The 16,250-nt window shown below is 47.7% G+C and carries 16 protein-coding genes; 10 read left to right on the top strand and 6 right to left on the bottom strand.

Features of this window, described 5'->3' with window-relative positions:
* Window positions 1-78: 78 nt before the first annotated feature.
* Together purD and ACYVBJ_RS21490 are read left to right on the top strand one after the other, a co-directional pair.
* Window positions 79-1,365 carry a phosphoribosylamine--glycine ligase gene (gene purD, locus ACYVBJ_RS21495; RefSeq protein ID WP_460984358.1) on the top strand — a complete coding sequence of 429 codons (1,287 nt, stop codon included), beginning with the start codon at window positions 79-81 and terminating at the stop codon, window positions 1,363-1,365.
* Between the two features lie 95 nt (window positions 1,366-1,460).
* The gene (locus tag ACYVBJ_RS21490; protein WP_460984357.1) at window positions 1,461-2,681 is read left to right on the top strand and encodes a PSP1 domain-containing protein; all 1,221 of its coding nucleotides are present in this window, start codon (window positions 1,461-1,463) and stop codon (window positions 2,679-2,681) included.
* Window positions 2,682-2,723: 42 nt separating this feature from the next.
* Here ACYVBJ_RS21490 and ACYVBJ_RS21485 read toward each other — a convergent pair whose 3' ends face one another.
* Window positions 2,724-3,011, bottom strand: a complete 288-nt coding sequence (locus ACYVBJ_RS21485) for a hypothetical protein (RefSeq protein WP_460984356.1) — start codon at window positions 3,009-3,011, stop codon at window positions 2,724-2,726.
* Window positions 3,012-3,015: 4 nt separating this feature from the next.
* On the opposite strand from ACYVBJ_RS21485, the gene ACYVBJ_RS21480 reads away from it, so the two are divergent.
* On the top strand, window positions 3,016-3,159 hold the full coding sequence (locus ACYVBJ_RS21480) for a hypothetical protein (protein ID WP_460984355.1): 144 nt from the start codon (window positions 3,016-3,018) through the stop codon (window positions 3,157-3,159).
* Between the two features lie 78 nt (window positions 3,160-3,237).
* Here ACYVBJ_RS21480 and ACYVBJ_RS21475 read toward each other — a convergent pair whose 3' ends face one another.
* Both ACYVBJ_RS21475 and ACYVBJ_RS21470 read right to left on the bottom strand, forming a co-directional pair.
* Window positions 3,238-4,968 carry a M56 family metallopeptidase gene (locus ACYVBJ_RS21475; protein ID WP_460984354.1) on the bottom strand — a complete coding sequence of 577 codons (1,731 nt, stop codon included), beginning with the start codon at window positions 4,966-4,968 and terminating at the stop codon, window positions 3,238-3,240.
* A 46-nt stretch (window positions 4,969-5,014) separates the two neighbouring features.
* On the bottom strand, window positions 5,015-5,374 hold the full coding sequence (locus tag ACYVBJ_RS21470; RefSeq protein ID WP_460984353.1) for a BlaI/MecI/CopY family transcriptional regulator: 360 nt from the start codon (window positions 5,372-5,374) through the stop codon (window positions 5,015-5,017).
* Between the two features lie 108 nt (window positions 5,375-5,482).
* Between ACYVBJ_RS21470 and ACYVBJ_RS21465 the strand changes: the two genes are divergently transcribed.
* The 3 genes from ACYVBJ_RS21465 (at window position 5,483) to ACYVBJ_RS21455 (ending at window position 8,602) form a co-directional block, all read left to right on the top strand.
* Window positions 5,483-5,959, top strand: a complete 477-nt coding sequence (locus ACYVBJ_RS21465) for a gliding motility lipoprotein GldH (protein ID WP_460984352.1) — start codon at window positions 5,483-5,485, stop codon at window positions 5,957-5,959.
* Between the two features lie 6 nt (window positions 5,960-5,965).
* A complete protein-coding gene (locus ACYVBJ_RS21460; protein ID WP_460984351.1) occupies window positions 5,966-6,607 on the top strand; it encodes a phosphatase PAP2 family protein in 642 nt (213 codons plus the stop codon).
* A gap of 102 nt (window positions 6,608-6,709) precedes the next feature.
* Window positions 6,710-8,602: an amidophosphoribosyltransferase gene (locus ACYVBJ_RS21455; protein ID WP_460984350.1), complete on the top strand. Its 1,893-nt coding sequence runs from the start codon at window positions 6,710-6,712 to the stop codon at window positions 8,600-8,602.
* Window positions 8,603-8,670: 68 nt separating this feature from the next.
* Here the strand turns inward: ACYVBJ_RS21455 and ACYVBJ_RS21450 are convergent, their stop codons facing one another.
* Window positions 8,671-9,972 (bottom strand): vanadium-dependent haloperoxidase, encoded by a 1,302-nt coding sequence (locus ACYVBJ_RS21450; protein WP_460984349.1) that lies wholly within the window; start codon window positions 9,970-9,972, stop codon window positions 8,671-8,673.
* Between the two features lie 296 nt (window positions 9,973-10,268).
* Here ACYVBJ_RS21450 and dnaG point away from each other — a divergent pair, with 296 nt between their 5' ends.
* A complete protein-coding gene (dnaG, locus tag ACYVBJ_RS21445) occupies window positions 10,269-12,323 on the top strand; it encodes a DNA primase (RefSeq protein WP_460984348.1) in 2,055 nt (684 codons plus the stop codon).
* A 69-nt stretch (window positions 12,324-12,392) separates the two neighbouring features.
* On the opposite strand, the gene ACYVBJ_RS21440 is transcribed toward dnaG, so the two are convergent.
* A complete protein-coding gene (locus ACYVBJ_RS21440) occupies window positions 12,393-12,776 on the bottom strand; it encodes a hypothetical protein (protein WP_460984347.1) in 384 nt (127 codons plus the stop codon).
* Window positions 12,777-13,005: 229 nt separating this feature from the next.
* Here ACYVBJ_RS21440 and ACYVBJ_RS21435 point away from each other — a divergent pair, with 229 nt between their 5' ends.
* Entirely contained in the window at window positions 13,006-13,701 is a 696-nt protein-coding gene (locus ACYVBJ_RS21435; RefSeq protein ID WP_460984346.1) for a LuxR C-terminal-related transcriptional regulator, read from the top strand.
* 6 nt (window positions 13,702-13,707) lie between these two features.
* Here ACYVBJ_RS21435 and ACYVBJ_RS21430 read toward each other — a convergent pair whose 3' ends face one another.
* Window positions 13,708-14,685 (bottom strand): LytTR family DNA-binding domain-containing protein, encoded by a 978-nt coding sequence (locus ACYVBJ_RS21430; protein WP_460984345.1) that lies wholly within the window; start codon window positions 14,683-14,685, stop codon window positions 13,708-13,710.
* A gap of 216 nt (window positions 14,686-14,901) precedes the next feature.
* Here ACYVBJ_RS21430 and ACYVBJ_RS21425 point away from each other — a divergent pair, with 216 nt between their 5' ends.
* On the top strand, window positions 14,902-15,072 hold the full coding sequence (locus tag ACYVBJ_RS21425) for a hypothetical protein (protein WP_460977325.1): 171 nt from the start codon (window positions 14,902-14,904) through the stop codon (window positions 15,070-15,072).
* 179 nt (window positions 15,073-15,251) lie between these two features.
* Window positions 15,252-16,202 (top strand): lysophospholipid acyltransferase family protein, encoded by a 951-nt coding sequence (locus ACYVBJ_RS21420; RefSeq protein ID WP_460984344.1) that lies wholly within the window; start codon window positions 15,252-15,254, stop codon window positions 16,200-16,202.
* Window positions 16,203-16,250: the final 48 nt, after the last annotated feature.

The raw sequence follows: 16,250 nt of genomic DNA, 5'->3' as shown, positions 1-16,250 counted from the left end.
AGCTTATGATTCAGGGCCAACCCATCGTCCGTGAATCATCCATCGCAACGGAATTGCCCGTGCGTTCGTACATTAAACATGAATATACTACTACTAGGTTCGGGCGGTCGTGAACATGCCTTTGCATGGAAGTTATCACAAAGTCCGTTATGTGATGCCCTGTTTGTTGCGCCGGGTAATGCCGGAACAGCACAAGTGGCAACCAACCTACCAATAAGTTATAACGATTTTACCAGTATCCTGGAGGCCGTGCGTGAGCACAAAATCGAGTTGGTAATTGTTGGTCCTGAAGAGCCTCTGGTGAAGGGAATTGTGGATTTTTTGCGCCAGCAGCCTGATCTGAGCAGCTTACGGATTGTTGGTCCTGATGCACAGGGCGCGCAACTGGAAGGAAGTAAAGATTTCTCGAAGCAGTTTATGGTGCGCAATGGCATTCCTACGGCTGCCTCGCAAACCTTTACTGCGTCAACGCTGGCAGAAGGGCTAGCTTATCTGGAGGTACACTCATTGCCTGTTGTGATCAAGGCTGACGGCCTTGCCGCCGGAAAGGGCGTGATTATTGCCGAAACACTCGCTGAAGCGCAATCGGCCATACGCGATATGCTCGACGGACAAAAGTTTGGTGAAGCAGGCAGCAAGGTGGTTGTGGAGCAGTTTTTGCGTGGGATCGAACTGTCAGTATTTGTCTTGAGTGACGGTGAGAACTACAAAATTCTGCCCGAAGCAAAAGATTACAAGCGTATAGGGGAGCAGGATACTGGGCCTAATACGGGAGGCATGGGCGCTGTTTCTCCGGTGGTTTTTGCGAATGAGTCGTTTCTACAGAAGGTTAACGAGAAAGTAGTCAAACCTACGTTAGCTGGCTTAAAACAGGAAGGGATTCGCTATCAGGGGTTTATTTTTATCGGCTTGATGAAAGTAAACGGCGAACCGTTTGTCATTGAATACAATGCCCGAATGGGCGATCCAGAGACGGAAGTCGTTTTACCCCGGATTCAAAACGATTTCGTTGAATTGATGGTGGCCACTGCCGATGGTGATTTAGATAAAATTGCTGTTCAGATATCCCCCCAAACAGCCGTAACAACGGTTGTTGTATCGGGAGGTTACCCTGACGAATACGTAAAAGGTAAAATCATTACGGACCTTGAGCGTTTAGAAGATGTGATGGCGTTCCATGCGGGGACGATGGCCCAGAATGGTCACGTATTGACCAACGGTGGACGAGTACTGGCCCTTACGGCTCAGGCAAACTCGTTAGAAAACGCCGTTCGCAAGTCGCAGGAAGCGGCCCGAACGGTGCAATTTGATGGAAAGCAGTACCGGAAAGATATTGGGCTCGACCTGATCCGGTACTCTGATTAACCGAGGTATAACGTTGTAGCGCTGCCAAGTTTACTAGTCCTGACGGACACAAACTTCGCGACTCTACACCCTTATAGCTTCATAACGATAGATATATGTCTTGTAAATCCTGTGCAACCGGCGGGTGTGGAACCCAACGCGGAGCATCTGATGGTCCCGGCGGGGAACCGCAGAAAACGACCACAACAGGTTGCGGAAGCGGAGGGTGCAGTACCGGAGCAGGATCCTCTGCGGGTTGCAATAAATTGAATTCATTCGACTGGCTGAGCGATATTGCTATGCCGGACATGAAACGATACGACGTTGTTGAGGTTAAATTTAAGGGTGGACGTAAAGAATATTACCGAAATGTTCATCAGCTTAATCTGATAACGGGCGACTACGTGGTCGTCGAAATGCAGTCTGGATACCACATTGGCGCTGTTTCGCTGCAAGGCGAATTAGTACGTCTACAGGTGAAAAAACGGAACGTCAAGATTACCGACGATACCAAAGTTATTCACCGCGTTGCTACTCCTAAAGATATGGAGCGCCACGAACAGGCCGTGTTACGTGATCTGCCCGCTCTGTATCGTTCCCGCGAAATTATTCGTGAGCTTAAGCTGAACATGAAACTGTCCGACGTAGAGTTTCAGTCGGATAACACGAAAGCAACATTCTATTATTCGTCGGAGGAACGCGTCGACTTCCGGGAGCTCATTAAAATGCTGGCCAGTGAGTTCAAAGCCCGCATAGAAATGCGCCAGATCAGCCTGCGTCAGGAGGCCGGTCGGCTGGGCGGAATTGGCTCATGTGGACGGGAATTATGCTGTTCAACCTGGTTGACAGATTTTAAAAACATCGCTACCTCTGCGGCCCGATATCAGAACCTATCGCTAAATCCGGCAAAGTTATCAGGCCAGTGCGGTCGGCTGAAATGCTGTCTGAACTATGAGCTGGATACGTACATGGACGCCCTGCGCGATATTCCGACGGTCGAGAAACCGCTCGAAACGCAGAAAGGCCGTGCTTATCTACAGAAAACGGATATTTTCCGTAAGCTGATGTGGTTTGGCTATGGATCGGAAAGCACCTGGCACCCCCTGCCCATCAGTCGCGTGCTCGAAATAGCGGAGTTGAACAAACGGGGCATTATACCCGAGTCGTTCGACGTCTTAACGCCCATTGGTGAGAAAGAGCCGGTAACGGCCGCAGCTCTCAACAGTGATTTGCAGAAGCTGGACGCCAAATACGCAACCCGGCCTGCAAAGAAGAAAAAGAAGAAGGCTAAAGGAGGAGGTAATCCAACAAGACCTGCCTCTGGTGATAAAGCCTGATCATACAATAAGCCCGATAGTGAAGTTATCGGGCTTATCTGTTTAATCTTGTCTAGAGCGTCCTGCTTTTGTCGTGATTATGACCATTCCATTTTTGACGTTCTTACCATATAAAGCTGTGGCTTTTTTCCCTTCTAAAAAACTAACTGAAGCTACCTCCTGCCGTTTAAGTTGTTTCAGCTGAGCGGCTGTGGCAGCTTTGCCATCCAGTATATAATAGGCCGTTGTTACGTTCAACTTCGCATTTAGCCATGCCGGGGCCGCTCTTGCCACGGCAGTACTTTGAGGAGGTAACAGACGATAATTTGTATCGAGCCGGGTGCCTGGCATTGTCATGGCAGATGGAGCTAACCTCGACCGTGATGAGCTGGTCGACCTGTTGGGTAACGTATCGGCCTGGCTGGGCGATTCACAAAATCCTGGATACGTAGCCAGGAGAAACAAAGTGTATAGGAACATCCAGTGCGTTTTCATGTAGTTTGTTCTGTTGAACAATTATTAGATGGAAAAGGCACCGGTTCGTTTAAGAAGTCTTCGTCTGTTATTTAGTAGTACATCAGAAATCGCCTGTGTAGAATGGGCTAAATACGTAATAACTGCTGTCGCGCTTAGCCCGCTTAGGGGCTGTTTGGATGTGTAGCTCAAACCGACGTAGCGGATGATCGGCCCTGAACCAATCGGTGTACGGCCGTTCCCGAGTGTATAAGTGAGCGACTTCCCGCACATGAACGGTTAATACGTCCGCTGGTGTGGCGGGTAAATTATTGATAAAAATATCAGTGTCTTTACTGAACTCATCATACACCTTCAGGTGCTCGTTTTTCGTTCGCTCTACCAATGCATCCGGATTGTGGAAAAAAGTAGCCTCCAGTAGCTGGTTCATGTTGAATGAACTCGTCTCCCCGAACGGATGCCGCGAGATGGCCGCTGCCTGCAACAACGTAAAGAATTGCCTGCGCCTTGGGTCGAACGTAATGGCTTTGGGGTTGGTCTGAATAAAAATCTGATACGGCTTTGCCTGCGTATCAATGGTTGACTCGTGCTCCCACTGGTGCATGACGAACAGCTCTTTGACAAATTCCGGGGATAATAGAGTTAACGATTCCGGCGACGCTTTCTTACCATTTATGTAAACGGCAACCGAATACGTGTAGTCGTCAGGCACAATCAGCCGATCGCCTTTTACGTGTAAGAGAATCGGTTTATACTGGATAATGTGTACCTGATGCTTTATTTCGAACAAAGCCATCTGGCAATACCAGGCTCCTTTGTCTTCCAAGCCAACAACCAGGGCGCGGGTCGGTGTTGTAGCAGGCAATGCGTTTGGTTTAGGAACCTGATCCACAAGCCGCAGATTATTGTCGGTGTGCCGACATGCCAGCACCATAAGTCCTATGACTACAGCCCATAACCCATAGCGAGCGTATGCCCACCCGTGCGACCGCCGACGGTTCATCATGCTGATCCGCTGGCGTAAGTTCGAGCGGCCGAAATTTACCGCCAGGCCGGGTTGTCGTGTTAATTGGCTGACTTTGAGTAGATTATACTGGTAAGCTTTGCTATCGACACCCTCGGCCAAAACGGTTCGGTCGGCACTAAATTCCAGCGTTTGCAGCAGTAAGCTTTTGAAGAGGAATGCGGCCGGGTTGAACCAGAAGACAATAGATACGATTTCAACGACTACCATATCCAGGCTATGCCATTTCCGAACGTGAACTCGCTCGTGCCGTAAAATCTGCTCGAATTCATGAGTTGTATGCTGACTCGGGTTAAGGACAACCCAGCTAAAGAACGAAAACGGTGATGCTACATGCTCACTTTTTACTAGCGTAAACTGGTCGTAGGCTTCCTGATCCGATCGGTTGATCAGGCGGAAAAGTGCCACAAGTTGTACCATTAGCCGGACCAATAGTATCAGGAACCCTGATGCGTAGATGATACGTAACACATTCTGCCAGTTCCAGTCAAAAGTCGGACTTGGTGCAGTTCGTAGAGCGGGATACGTTTGGCCGTTTGGAAACGTAATCAATACGTCTGGCGGAGCGGGCGAGGCTGGCAGTATCCTGGGCACGATAACCTGCGCTGTCTGCTCCATAACCGTTCGGACGGGTTGTGGACGCCAGTCTGGTAGTTCCAGTAAGGGCAGTAAAACCGCTCCGGCCAGGCCGACCCACAGCGCTAGTCGGTTGGCACCAAAACATGTTTCCCGACGAAGCAAACAATAAAAGGCAATGCTGACGACGGCCAACAGGCTATTAACCAACACGACGTAACGCAGGGCCTCCATAATCTCTATCGTTACTTGCTACTGTGCATAATTGACTGGATAGGAATTACTTTTTTTCAATCATTGCCAGAATCTCGCGCAGTTCTTCCGCCGATATTTTCTCGTGCTGAGCAAAGTAGCTAACCAGATTCTTATAGGAGTTATCGAAGTAATCGCCCACGACCTTCTTCAGTACGAAGCGATTCTGGTAATCTTCCTTCGTAATGATGGGGTAGTACTCATGCGTATTCCCGTAAGCCCGGTGACCCACGTGGCCTTTTTCTTCCAGATTACGGACGATAGTCGATACGGTATTGTAGTGCAGGGGCGGGTTCGAAAAGTGAGGAACCATATCCTTTACGTAGGCCTGGTCCATCTTCCATAGCACCTGCATCACTTCTTCTTCTTTAGCGGTCAATTTTTCCATAAGACAAACCTAGAACTATTCATTTCGTTTACAAACTATCGACATAGTTTTTTAGCGTTTGGCAAGCCAGCAGCCGGGTCGTAGCTTTGTAATCTATTCAACAGAGGTATGAAACAATTCGGACTAGTGCTTGTCATTGCCTGGCTGGCTCTCAGCTGTGACACAAATGCAGTCTACAAGGAATATACGGACATCGAAGACGGAAAGTGGTTTGTGAAGAATGCCCCCTCATTCACGTTTGAGATCGAAGATGCGTCTATACCGTATAATATTTATTACAACCTGCGGAACAGCCTTTCGTACGGCTATTACAACCTGTATTTAACGCGCTACCTGCGGGATGGAAGCGGAAAGGAGATCGAATCGCGGTTGGATGAACTGCTGTTGATGGACCCAAAAACCGGGAAGCCCAATGGCGATGGGCTCGGCGACATCTTTGACCATAAATTTCTGATGAAGCGCAACTACCGCTTTCCTAAGCCCGGTAAATACACCATGCAGATTCGCCAGTACATGCGCCAGGACCCACTGCTCAACATTTTAAGTGTGGGTATTACAGTCGAAAAGGTGACTTCTGCCAAATAAATCAGTATGCTGATGTTGCTTCAACTGCTGCGTAAGAACCGTTTTTTCTTTTTGCCGTATGCATTCGCGTTGGCTGTTGTGGGTATCCTGCAAGTGCTGTACACTCAGGAGCAATTGATGCAATGGGTAAACGTCCGTAATCACCCGGTTGCCGATCTTTTTTTTACGTATACTACGTATCTCGGCGATGGCGCATTCTTCGTTCTGGTTTGTGTCGCATTAGTGATCTATAACCGACGTATCGGTTTCATAGCCTTCTGTAGTTTCGCCTTGTCATCACTTACGTCGCTGTTTCTCAAGACCATTGTGTTTCCCGGTTCGCCGAGACCGTTGAAGTTTTTTGAGCACTCGACCTATGAATATCACATGATCGAGGGCCTGGATATTTACAGTTACAACAGTTTTCCCTCTGGCCATACTACGTCTGCTTTTGCGATTTTCAGCTTACTGGCTTTTCTTGACACGAATAAGAGCAGAGGATGGCTATTCCTGGCGTTAGGCATTTTGACGGGCTACTCGCGGGTTTACTTATTTCAACACTTCGTTGAAGATGCATACGTTGGTTCGCTTGTCGGAACGATCTCGTCAATGATCATTTATTTAACGCTGCAACGTTGGCTGACGGCCCAAAATTTAACCAACGATTAGCCGGGTTTTCCTACCTTTGTTTTGCTCCCGATCGAACCATTGCCGAGGAGGAGCCGTTACTTCGATACATACTAAAAAACTAAATCGCTTCGGCGACACCTCATGAGCGACGCCATCAAACATGAGTGCGGCATTGCCCTAATCAGGCTCCGCAAACCGTATCAATACTACATTGATAAATACGGGACGGCTCTCTACGGAGCTAATAAACTTTACCTGCTAATGGAAAAGCAGGTAAACCGGGGCCAGGACGGAGCCGGAGTTGCTAATATAAAGCTCGAAGTGCCGCCTGGCCACCGTTATATTAGTCGCTATCGTTCGGTTGACCAGCGTCCTGTAACGGACATCTTCGAAAAGCTCAACAAGAAGTTTCGGAAAGCGGTAAAAGGCAATAAAGACAAGGCCAAGAACGCGCAATGGCTCCAGGAGAACGTAGCCTTTACGGGTGAAGTCTGGATGGGTCACCTGCGTTACGGAACCCACGGTGCCAACGAAATTGAGAATTGTCACCCCATGCTTCGGCAGAGTAACTGGCGCAGCCGCAACCTGGTCATGGCGGGTAACTTCAACATGACTAACGTAGATGAGTTGTTCGATAAACTCGTTTCGCTGGGTCAGCACCCTAAAGAAAAAGTGGACACCGTGACGGTGATGGAGAAAATCGGCCACTTTCTCGACGAAGAGAATCAGCGGGTATTCGACCGCTTCAAGGGCATCTACGAAAACCCGGTTCTGTCGGATATAATTGAGGATAATCTTGATCTTCAACGCGTACTGCACCGTTCCTGCCGTGATTTCGACGGAGGCTACGCCATGGTTGGTATGACGGGATACGGAGCTGCCTTTGTAGCGCGTGACCCGGCCGGTATCCGCCCCGCTTATTATTACGCTGACGATGAAGTTGTAGTTGTGGCTTCGGAAAAGCCAGCGATTAAAACAGCCTTCAACGTCGACTACAGCGCAATCCAGGAGGTAAAGCCCGGTCATGCGTTGATTATCGATAAATACGGTGAATACGCTGAACAGCAGTTTGTGAAGCCCACCGAAAAGCGGTCGTGCAGTTTCGAGCGGATTTACTTCTCGCGGGCCACGGACCCGGATATCTACAACGAGCGCAAAACCTTAGGTAAGCTGCTGGTTCCGCAGATCCTTGAGGAAATTGATTACGATTTAGAGAATACGGTTTTCTCGTATATCCCAAACACCGCCGAAACCGCCTTTTTTGGCATGGTCGAAGGCCTGGAAGAGTATCTCTACAAGCAACGGAAGAAAGCAATTATGGAAGGCATCCTGTTCGAACAGGATCTGGACCGCGTTCTTTCATTCCGACCCCGGGTCGAAAAGCTGGTGTCTAAAGACGTTAAGTTACGGACATTCATTACAGATGATGCCCAGCGCGATGATATGGTGTCGCACGTGTACGACACTACGTTTGAAGTAATCAAAAAGGGTAAGGATAACGTCGTTGTTGTCGACGATTCAATTGTACGGGGAACTACGCTCGAAAAGAGTATCCTTAAGATGCTGGATCGGCTAGGCCCCAAGAAGATAATTATTGTATCGTCAGCTCCTCAGATTCGTTTTCCGGACTGTTACGGCATCGATATGTCGAAGGTTAAAGAGTTTGTTGCCTTCCGGGCGGCTCTTGAGCTTCTTCGCGAACGCGGTCAGGAAGAATTGATGGATGAGATTTATGCCCAATGCGTTGCTGCCATTGAATCGGGGAATGCCACGAACCAGAATTATGTAAAAGCCCTGTTCGAGCCGTTTACCCACGAGGAACTGTCGGATAAGGTTGCTCGGATCGTAACGCCCGCTGGCCTGAACGCTGAGGTTGCTGTTGTTTATCAGACGGTGGACAATCTGCACAAAGCCTGCCCAAATCACTCCGGTGACTGGTATTTCACGGGTAATTATCCGACGCCTGGCGGAAACAACGTCGTCAATAAAGCCTTCGTAAACTTTATGGAAGGAAAATTAGTACGCGCTTATTAAAGGACATATTACCGAACGAAAAAGCTAACTGGCCACCAGTTAGCTTTTTTCATGTTAGACGTACTGAGTTATTTTCTCCAAACCAGCGCATTGATGTTTGCGCCAATTTTCTGGCCTTCGGTAAGTCCTGTTTCGTTATCCTGCTTGGTATGAATGTTGCCATAGAAACGCGAGTCGGCCGACTCTTGTGCCGCTTGTATAAACGACGTAAATGTTCGAGGCTTGAAATCGACGTTACGTTGAGCATCTCTTGTCCGTCCAATGTGCGAGTCGTCGGTGAAGGAAAAATTATCCCCATATAAAGCCGTTAAGACCGTTGCCGCCGATGATGATTGAGTAGCATGACCAGATGGGTAACCCGGAAATGGCGGTGCTGGCCAGAACGGAAGCCATTTAGGGTCAATAGCTATCCGAACATAAGAATATGGCCTTATGTTATTGTAGACGAATTTGCACCGCCAGCATAAGATAAAAGCATCGGCTACCGATATGCCTGTACGGGCCAAGGTCTCGGCGGCTTTGGCCAGATCAGCTTTAGCGGTCAGTATGGCAATACGAGCTATATTGTACGAGTGGCCGGGGGGGGTAAAGGTTTCGCCGGGATTATCAGCCCACCATACGGCAATCTCCTTCTCCGTTTGTGTCAGGTTCTTAGATTTTGCGTAGACATCCAGGTATTGCCCGAAAAAGGCCGACTTTGTATCCGTTGAATATGGTAGCGGCTTAGGCATTGGCAGGTCGTTGTTGGTTTTTAGAAAGGTACGTACCTGGCCCCAGTACGGTTGCATTGGAATTTTCTGACCATTTTCGGTGGGTAGCCACAGACCTGGACCCGCTGGTACAGTATAACTGGCGGGGAAATTCCGAGTGTACCCTTCGTGTCCGCCATCCGATTTGGACCATTCGAAGATCGCGTCGGCTATTTTCTTTCCGAAGTCAATAGAGATCTGATTAACGGGCTCATCAGCCTCTTTAAGTTGAGTCAGTAAGGCTGTTTCGAGCGAATCAATAGCTGCTTTATTGGCTGCGTTCGTGGTTGGATAAAGGCTCCGTAGAATGGAAGCCTGAGCTGCGTTGGCACTTAATGCCCAGTTGTAGGTTTTTCCCGATTCGGGCTGTGGCAATGCAGTAAGGCCCTGTAATTGGCCTGCCAGCGATTTATAGGTAGTCGTTCCAGGAACAATGGCTTCGTATAGAGTTACGCCAGCATAACCATAAGCCCGGGCGGCTACCGGTGGCGTAAAGCCAGGTGTTGTTTTGGTTAACTTTAGCTGGAGGGCAGCCCATTTGGCAGCAACTTCGGCATCGTACTGACTCGCTGCTTTTCCGCTTATAGTTGGTGATGGCGCAACCTGGTCAGAAGGCTGCATTTGACATGACTGCAGGAAAACAAGAAGCAAAAATTTCGCCGAAAGCAAAAAGCAGTTCCGTCTGTCCCTACTGCTAAGGTTGAGTGGAGCACTATACGTAGTGTGTATACGTTGTTTCATAATAATGTACGGACAATGAAGATCAGCCGATCAACCAAGTAGCTGATTGTCACACCTACCAATTAGCAAAAACGCTGCCAGACTGCGTATCTAGCTACTGGCCATCCGCTGTAAAACGTACCGCTGAGCCGAGTTTCGGTGTAACTTTGATTGTTCAAGTTAATCCTATAGACTGAATGCGAATACCCGAAGAAACCGTTGATCGAATTCGTCAATCTGCCGACATCCTGGAGGTTATAAACGACTTTGTTTCGCTAAAGAAGCGAGGTAGCAATTACATTGCCTGCTGCCCGTTCCATAATGAAAAAACACCGTCGTTTAACGTAAATCCAACGCGTCAAATTTATAAATGCTTTGGGTGCGGAAAGGCGGGAGATGCGGTACGGTTCATCATGGATATTGAGAATATCGGTTATGGTGAAGCGCTCCGGTATTTAGCCAAAAAATATAATATTGAGATTGAAGAACAGGAGCAAACGCCCGAAGATCTGTTACGTCAGAATGAACGGGAGAGTTTGCTGATTGTACTCAACTTTGCAAAAACGTTCTTTCAGGAAACGCTTCACAATACCGACGAAGGTAAAAGTATTGGATTGAGTTATTTTCGGGAGCGCGGCTTGTCGAACCCGACTATCGAAGCGTTTGAGTTAGGCTATACATTCGATCAGTGGGACGCACTCTTAAAAGAAGGGTTACGCAAGGGATACAGTCAGGACTTACTTGAAAAGGCAGGTTTGATCCTAACCAAAGAAGGCGGCAAGGTGTTTGATCGGTTTCGGGGACGGGTCATGTTTCCGATTCACAACGTATCGGGTCGTGTGATTGCCTTTGGCGCACGGATCTTAAAAACGGATAAGAACCAGCCCAAATACTTAAACTCGCCGGAGACGGCGGTGTATCATAAAAGTCAGGTCCTGTATGGTATCTACCAGGCAAAGCAAACCATACGCCAGGAAGATGTATGCTATCTGACCGAGGGCTATACCGACGTAATTTCCTTACACCAGGCGGGTATTAAGAACGTAGTAGCTTCGTCGGGAACCTCGTTGACCACCGAGCAGATTCGACTGATTGCCCGCTTCACGCCAAACGTTACCATCTTATACGATGGCGATGCTGCTGGCATAAAGGCGGCTCTCCGGGGCCTGGACATGGTGCTGGAAGAGGGCTTAAACTTAAAACTCTTACTATTGCCCGACGGAGAAGACCCCGACAGTTACGTGCATAAAGTTGGGGCCGAAACGTTCAAAACCTACATCCAGCAAAATTCACAGGACTTTATCGACTTTAAAGCCAGCCGGTGGCTGTCCGAAGCCGGTGATAACCCATTGAAACGGGCGGAAGGTATATCGGATGTTTGCGCTACGATAACCAAAATCCCCGACCCGCTTAAGCGTCAGACTCTTTCGCAGCGGGTTGCACAGGTTTTTCACGTCAGCGAACAATCGGTTATCTCCGAAATAAACCGGTTGATTCGTAAGCAACAGGATCAGAACAAGAAAGAATACGATCGGCAGCAGGATCGTCAACAACGGCAGCAGACTGATCCCGCTAAACCAAGCGTAGGCGAACAGTCAATCGATGACATTAACGCGCTGCTACAAGGATTAAGTATCGACCGTGTCGATGAGCCTGAAGTCGTGGCGGTGCCTTTTGGAAAACCGCTTGCATCGGAGTCTGTAAAGGCCGTACGAACACCTATATCCTTTCAGGAGGAAGAGTGTGTTCGGTTGCTGATAAACTACGGAACACGGGAACTGGAACCTGGTATTACGTTATGCCAATACGTACTCGATGAGCTTCACGAGATCAACTTCCAGACTGCTCCGTTTGACTTAATTTTGACATTGTTCAGAGAAGCTTACAGCAGGGGTGAAACACTGACGGCTACTGATTTTCTGAGCCGCCGGGCAAGTGAAGACAACGCCATTCAACAGGAGGCTATTAACCTAACTACGCCCCGATATGAAATAAGTGAAGGCTGGCTAAAGCATGAGATCCACGTGCCTTCAGAAGAAGAAATCGGCATCTTAGCCGATGCCGCTTACCGTAATATTTTACGTGTCAAAAAAATGCTTGCTGAACAGCGGATGGCGGTACTGCAACAGCAACTTCGGGAATCGATGAGTAAAACGCCTGAAGAAGCTGATCAGCTGTTGCTGGAGTTTATGCATTTCAAGCGAATCGATATGGAGATATCGAACCTGCTTGGTACTGTGATATCTGGGTGACCCTTAAACATGTAAAAGCCTCAATTGCATAATTGAGGCTCTACCTTTATCAACAGGGGAGGGTGAACACTACGCTTGAGCTACGGTGGTAGCGCCTAATAGCTCGGCATCAATTTCCCGGTTCAATTCGCCCAGAAGACTGGCATGAGAACGGAGTTGGCCTGGCTTGGAAGGAAGAGCTGAACGACCTGACTTTTGGCCGGTCATGTCCAGCAGCAAAGTCATCAGTACGTCACTCATTTGCTTGCGAAGCGCAATGAGCCGACGAAGACGTGACCGATCTGCTTTAGGTTGCCGACGAGCAGCTACCTGTAATGTATTAATTACTTCAGTTAATTTTGCATACCGACGATGGAATGCTTCAGTCGCTTCTACCCACTCTATAATCACGCTTTGTATCTCCGCCGAGGACGCTTCGTAACCGGACGGTACCTTTGTTTCTTCTTGATTCATCGCACAATTCTGAAATACATGTCTCGCAACTGATTGATCAAATGTAGCCCTGTATTATAGCTCTAAACAAGCCCGTTTGTATGAAATCACCATTTCTCCGGATGAAATCACCCAATTCATGCGTCAAATATTAGTGATTTCGTCCGGAGAAATGGTGATTTCATCCCGTACCAATTGTTAGGTTAACAAATTAGGAGTTACATTCAACCACCCATAAGCAGTATACACCATGGATCAAACAGCTACCGGCTCAGAAGCCACTAAAAATTTTGCACTTCGTCGGCGCGATTTTTCGATTCTTGTAGCCCAGTCGGAAGTGTTTAATTGTGAAGTGCTTAGCCAGCTCCTTAAAGAACAAGGGTACAATGTAGTGGGCCGTGCCGTTGAAATGGAGGATACTTTGCAACAAATTCGGGTGAAGCGTCCGCAATGTGTAATCCTGGAATCAGAGATTTCTGGCCGGAGAAGCTTTGACATTGTAGAGCAAATGCAGCAGTCAAACTTTCAGCCGAAATTTATCCTATATACTAGTAAACCTGACCTGCGTATGGTGGCAGCCGCTATGCAGATGGGCTTTTTCGGCTTTTTATATTCGAGTGATGGGCTGGATGAGCTGTATCGTTGTTTTCAAACGGTAAGTAACGGGGGGTGTTATTACAGTACCGGCTTCATGAATCTGCTTAAAAACTATGGAGTCGAAGTGTTAGCCGAAGATACTCGTGATCAGCTAAATAGGTTAACCGATCGAGAACGTGAAGTTTTGAAGATGATTGCAAACGGCCATACGGCTAATGAAATCGCTGATACACTTGGCATTAGCTACCGAACCGCAATCAACCATAAAGCACATATAGCCAAAAAACTTGACTTGAGCAGCTGCCGACAACTGCCTCGGTACGGAATAGCCGTAAAAAATTACCTGTGAAGTAGTCTAGGGAAGTTTGACTGGATCTGCGTCTGAATCGGCATAAAGTTGTTGGCTTCCTTGCAGCCACTCCCTAAATACTTGCATTCTTGCCCGGGGAACCACTATCTCGTAACGATCAGGAGTGTTAAGCCGAACTATGTACTTACCATTCTCCCAGTAGGCGTAATTCAATACGGCCTGCCGGTTGACTATATAATCACGTTTAATGCGATAAAATAAAGAAGGGTCTAGCTCGGCTTCCAGCTCATTTAATGTCTTAGTTACCAGATAGCGGCCTTTGTCGAGGATAGCGTAATAAAAACGCTCTTCAATAGTAAAATAATAGACGTCGTTAACTGGGAAGTCCAACTCGCCGTGGGTATTCTTTCCTTTTAAGTGAGCCAGATGAGGTGAAGGAGCCGTAGGGGTAGGTCTGGGTGTAAACGTAGCCGATAAAGCTAAGGCTTTCTGAGAAGCTTCTGCGGCTTGTGCTTCCGCTGCTTCCTGAGCTTCCCGCCGTTGTTGCAGATAATCATATAAGAGGGATACGTTTAAAGCAACATATCCAATGATCACTATGGGAAATAAGTATTTAAAGTAAGTGTACCATGTGTAGGTGTCGATGATATAGCCATTCAGGTATCCACTTAACGAGTAACTCGGGTACTGCTCGGATAGATACCGAATCGTTTGGGTTACCGGGTTAAATACTATGAACGAAACCGCGAAAAAAGGAAAGAATTGTAACTCGTATAAGCTAATTGCCCGTAAGCTGTTTTCAACAGTATTAATCTTGAACCAGCTATGAATCCGATTGATGAGAAACACCGTTATAAATGTTGTTACCAACTCCGGAATAACCATTACTCGGACAATAAGTCCTACGTATTTGAAGAAGCCTCCGGCTTCGGTCAACTTCTCTAATTTGATGCGGTAGGCTATAGACCAAGAAATGAGTTCGATAAACAGAAAAAGGCACAGCAGTATTACTACGCTGTTCATCGGCTTGCTCAAAAAATGTCGCGTAAGTCGAATCTCCTTCATGCTGTCCTTATTCAAATCTTCGACTAAGATAGTGGTAAAATTTAACTATTTCCAACTGCTGTTTGTGACTTTTTCGTGATTGTTGGCCCCTGGGGCATGCAGTAGCTTTGTATCAACAAAACGGCGCAATAAAGCGCACCAAAAAACAAAGCAACTATAAACAATCAAATCACCATGAAAAAACAATTCGCCATCCAACCAGCTCAAATGTTGAAAAAAGTAGCAAAACAAATTGCTAAGTCGGAATCAGCTAACATCCTTATGTTGCAGAAAGAAGGCGGTAAGTGCTGCGAATCTGTTGGCTATGATTTCAGCGGTCTTTCGAAGCCAGTGTTTTCTCTTTAATCTTTAGATAGATCATGCCAACTGCGCGGCAACTCTATAACCAGGAACTAACTCGCTGCCGAGAACACTTCGAGCGGGTCGACCTACAGAAGGAGAGAGGGTACTTAATGAAGTTCACAACGTTTTCTGCAAACGTCCAGAACATATTACCCTCTGTTCCTCGTAGCGAGCACGAGACGATGTTTCGTGAACTGTTACTGCAACAAATCTTCACTACGTTCGATCAGAAGTGCCTAACGGCTGGCGATCTAGTAAAGGTGCGTGGGATGAAGGACCTGCTTAAGCAGACGAATGGACCAAAGATATACTGTACGTATCACCTGGGTTCGTATCGATTGCTCACAAGTGTCTTGTTCCGGCGTGGGGTTGACTGCGTGCTGATGGTAGGTTCTAACATGAACCGTAGTCAGGGAGGAGATATGACAGAGCATATCGAAGCCCTGCGGCAAAAACACGGTTTAACAAACGTATTTCGCGTAGTGGAAGCGGGAAGTCCAGCAGCTGGCTTGACAGTACTACGCGAATTAAAGGCCGGCCGATCGCTGATTGTTTATGTCGACGGAAGCCCCGAAACTGCCCCTGAACGAGGAGATGAAGACAAATTTCTTTCCGTGCGATTTGGTCAACGACGTGTGTTGACCCGCAAAGGGGTTGGTTACTTATCACATGCTGCTGGTGTGCCTATCGTGCCGGTAGTTAGCTACCGCGAGCCTGATCTGACAAGTGTATTACACTGTCTCAAGCCCATCCGGCCGATCAGTCATAGTGATCGTGAGATGTACTGCCAGGAGGCCATGCAACAGCTTTACGACGGATTCTGGCCTTACCTGGCCAAGTATCCGGGGCAATGGGAAGGATGGAATTACATTCATTCGTTTCTGATGCCTGAAAAACTTAAAAATGGGGTCTTTGGCATTAAACCTGCCCGGCCCGCATTCAACCAGGAGCGTTATTCGTTGTGCGATCTTGAAGAAGCTCCGGTTTTATTTGATCGCAAACTCTATCAGACATATGAGATCACGGAGGACCTGCGGGATTTACTTCTGAATCTCAATACGGTCGACTCTGTGGAGGAACTACTAGGGCAGGATATGTATAGTGAACTAATGGAGATGGAAGTTCTCTGTTAAATAGCATACTCCCTTAAAACGCGAAATGCTTAGATCTGTTCTAAGCAT

The organism is Spirosoma fluminis (genome assembly GCF_054778895.1).
Note: the sequence above shows the minus strand (reverse complement) of the source record. Positions and strands in the feature narration are given on the sequence as shown.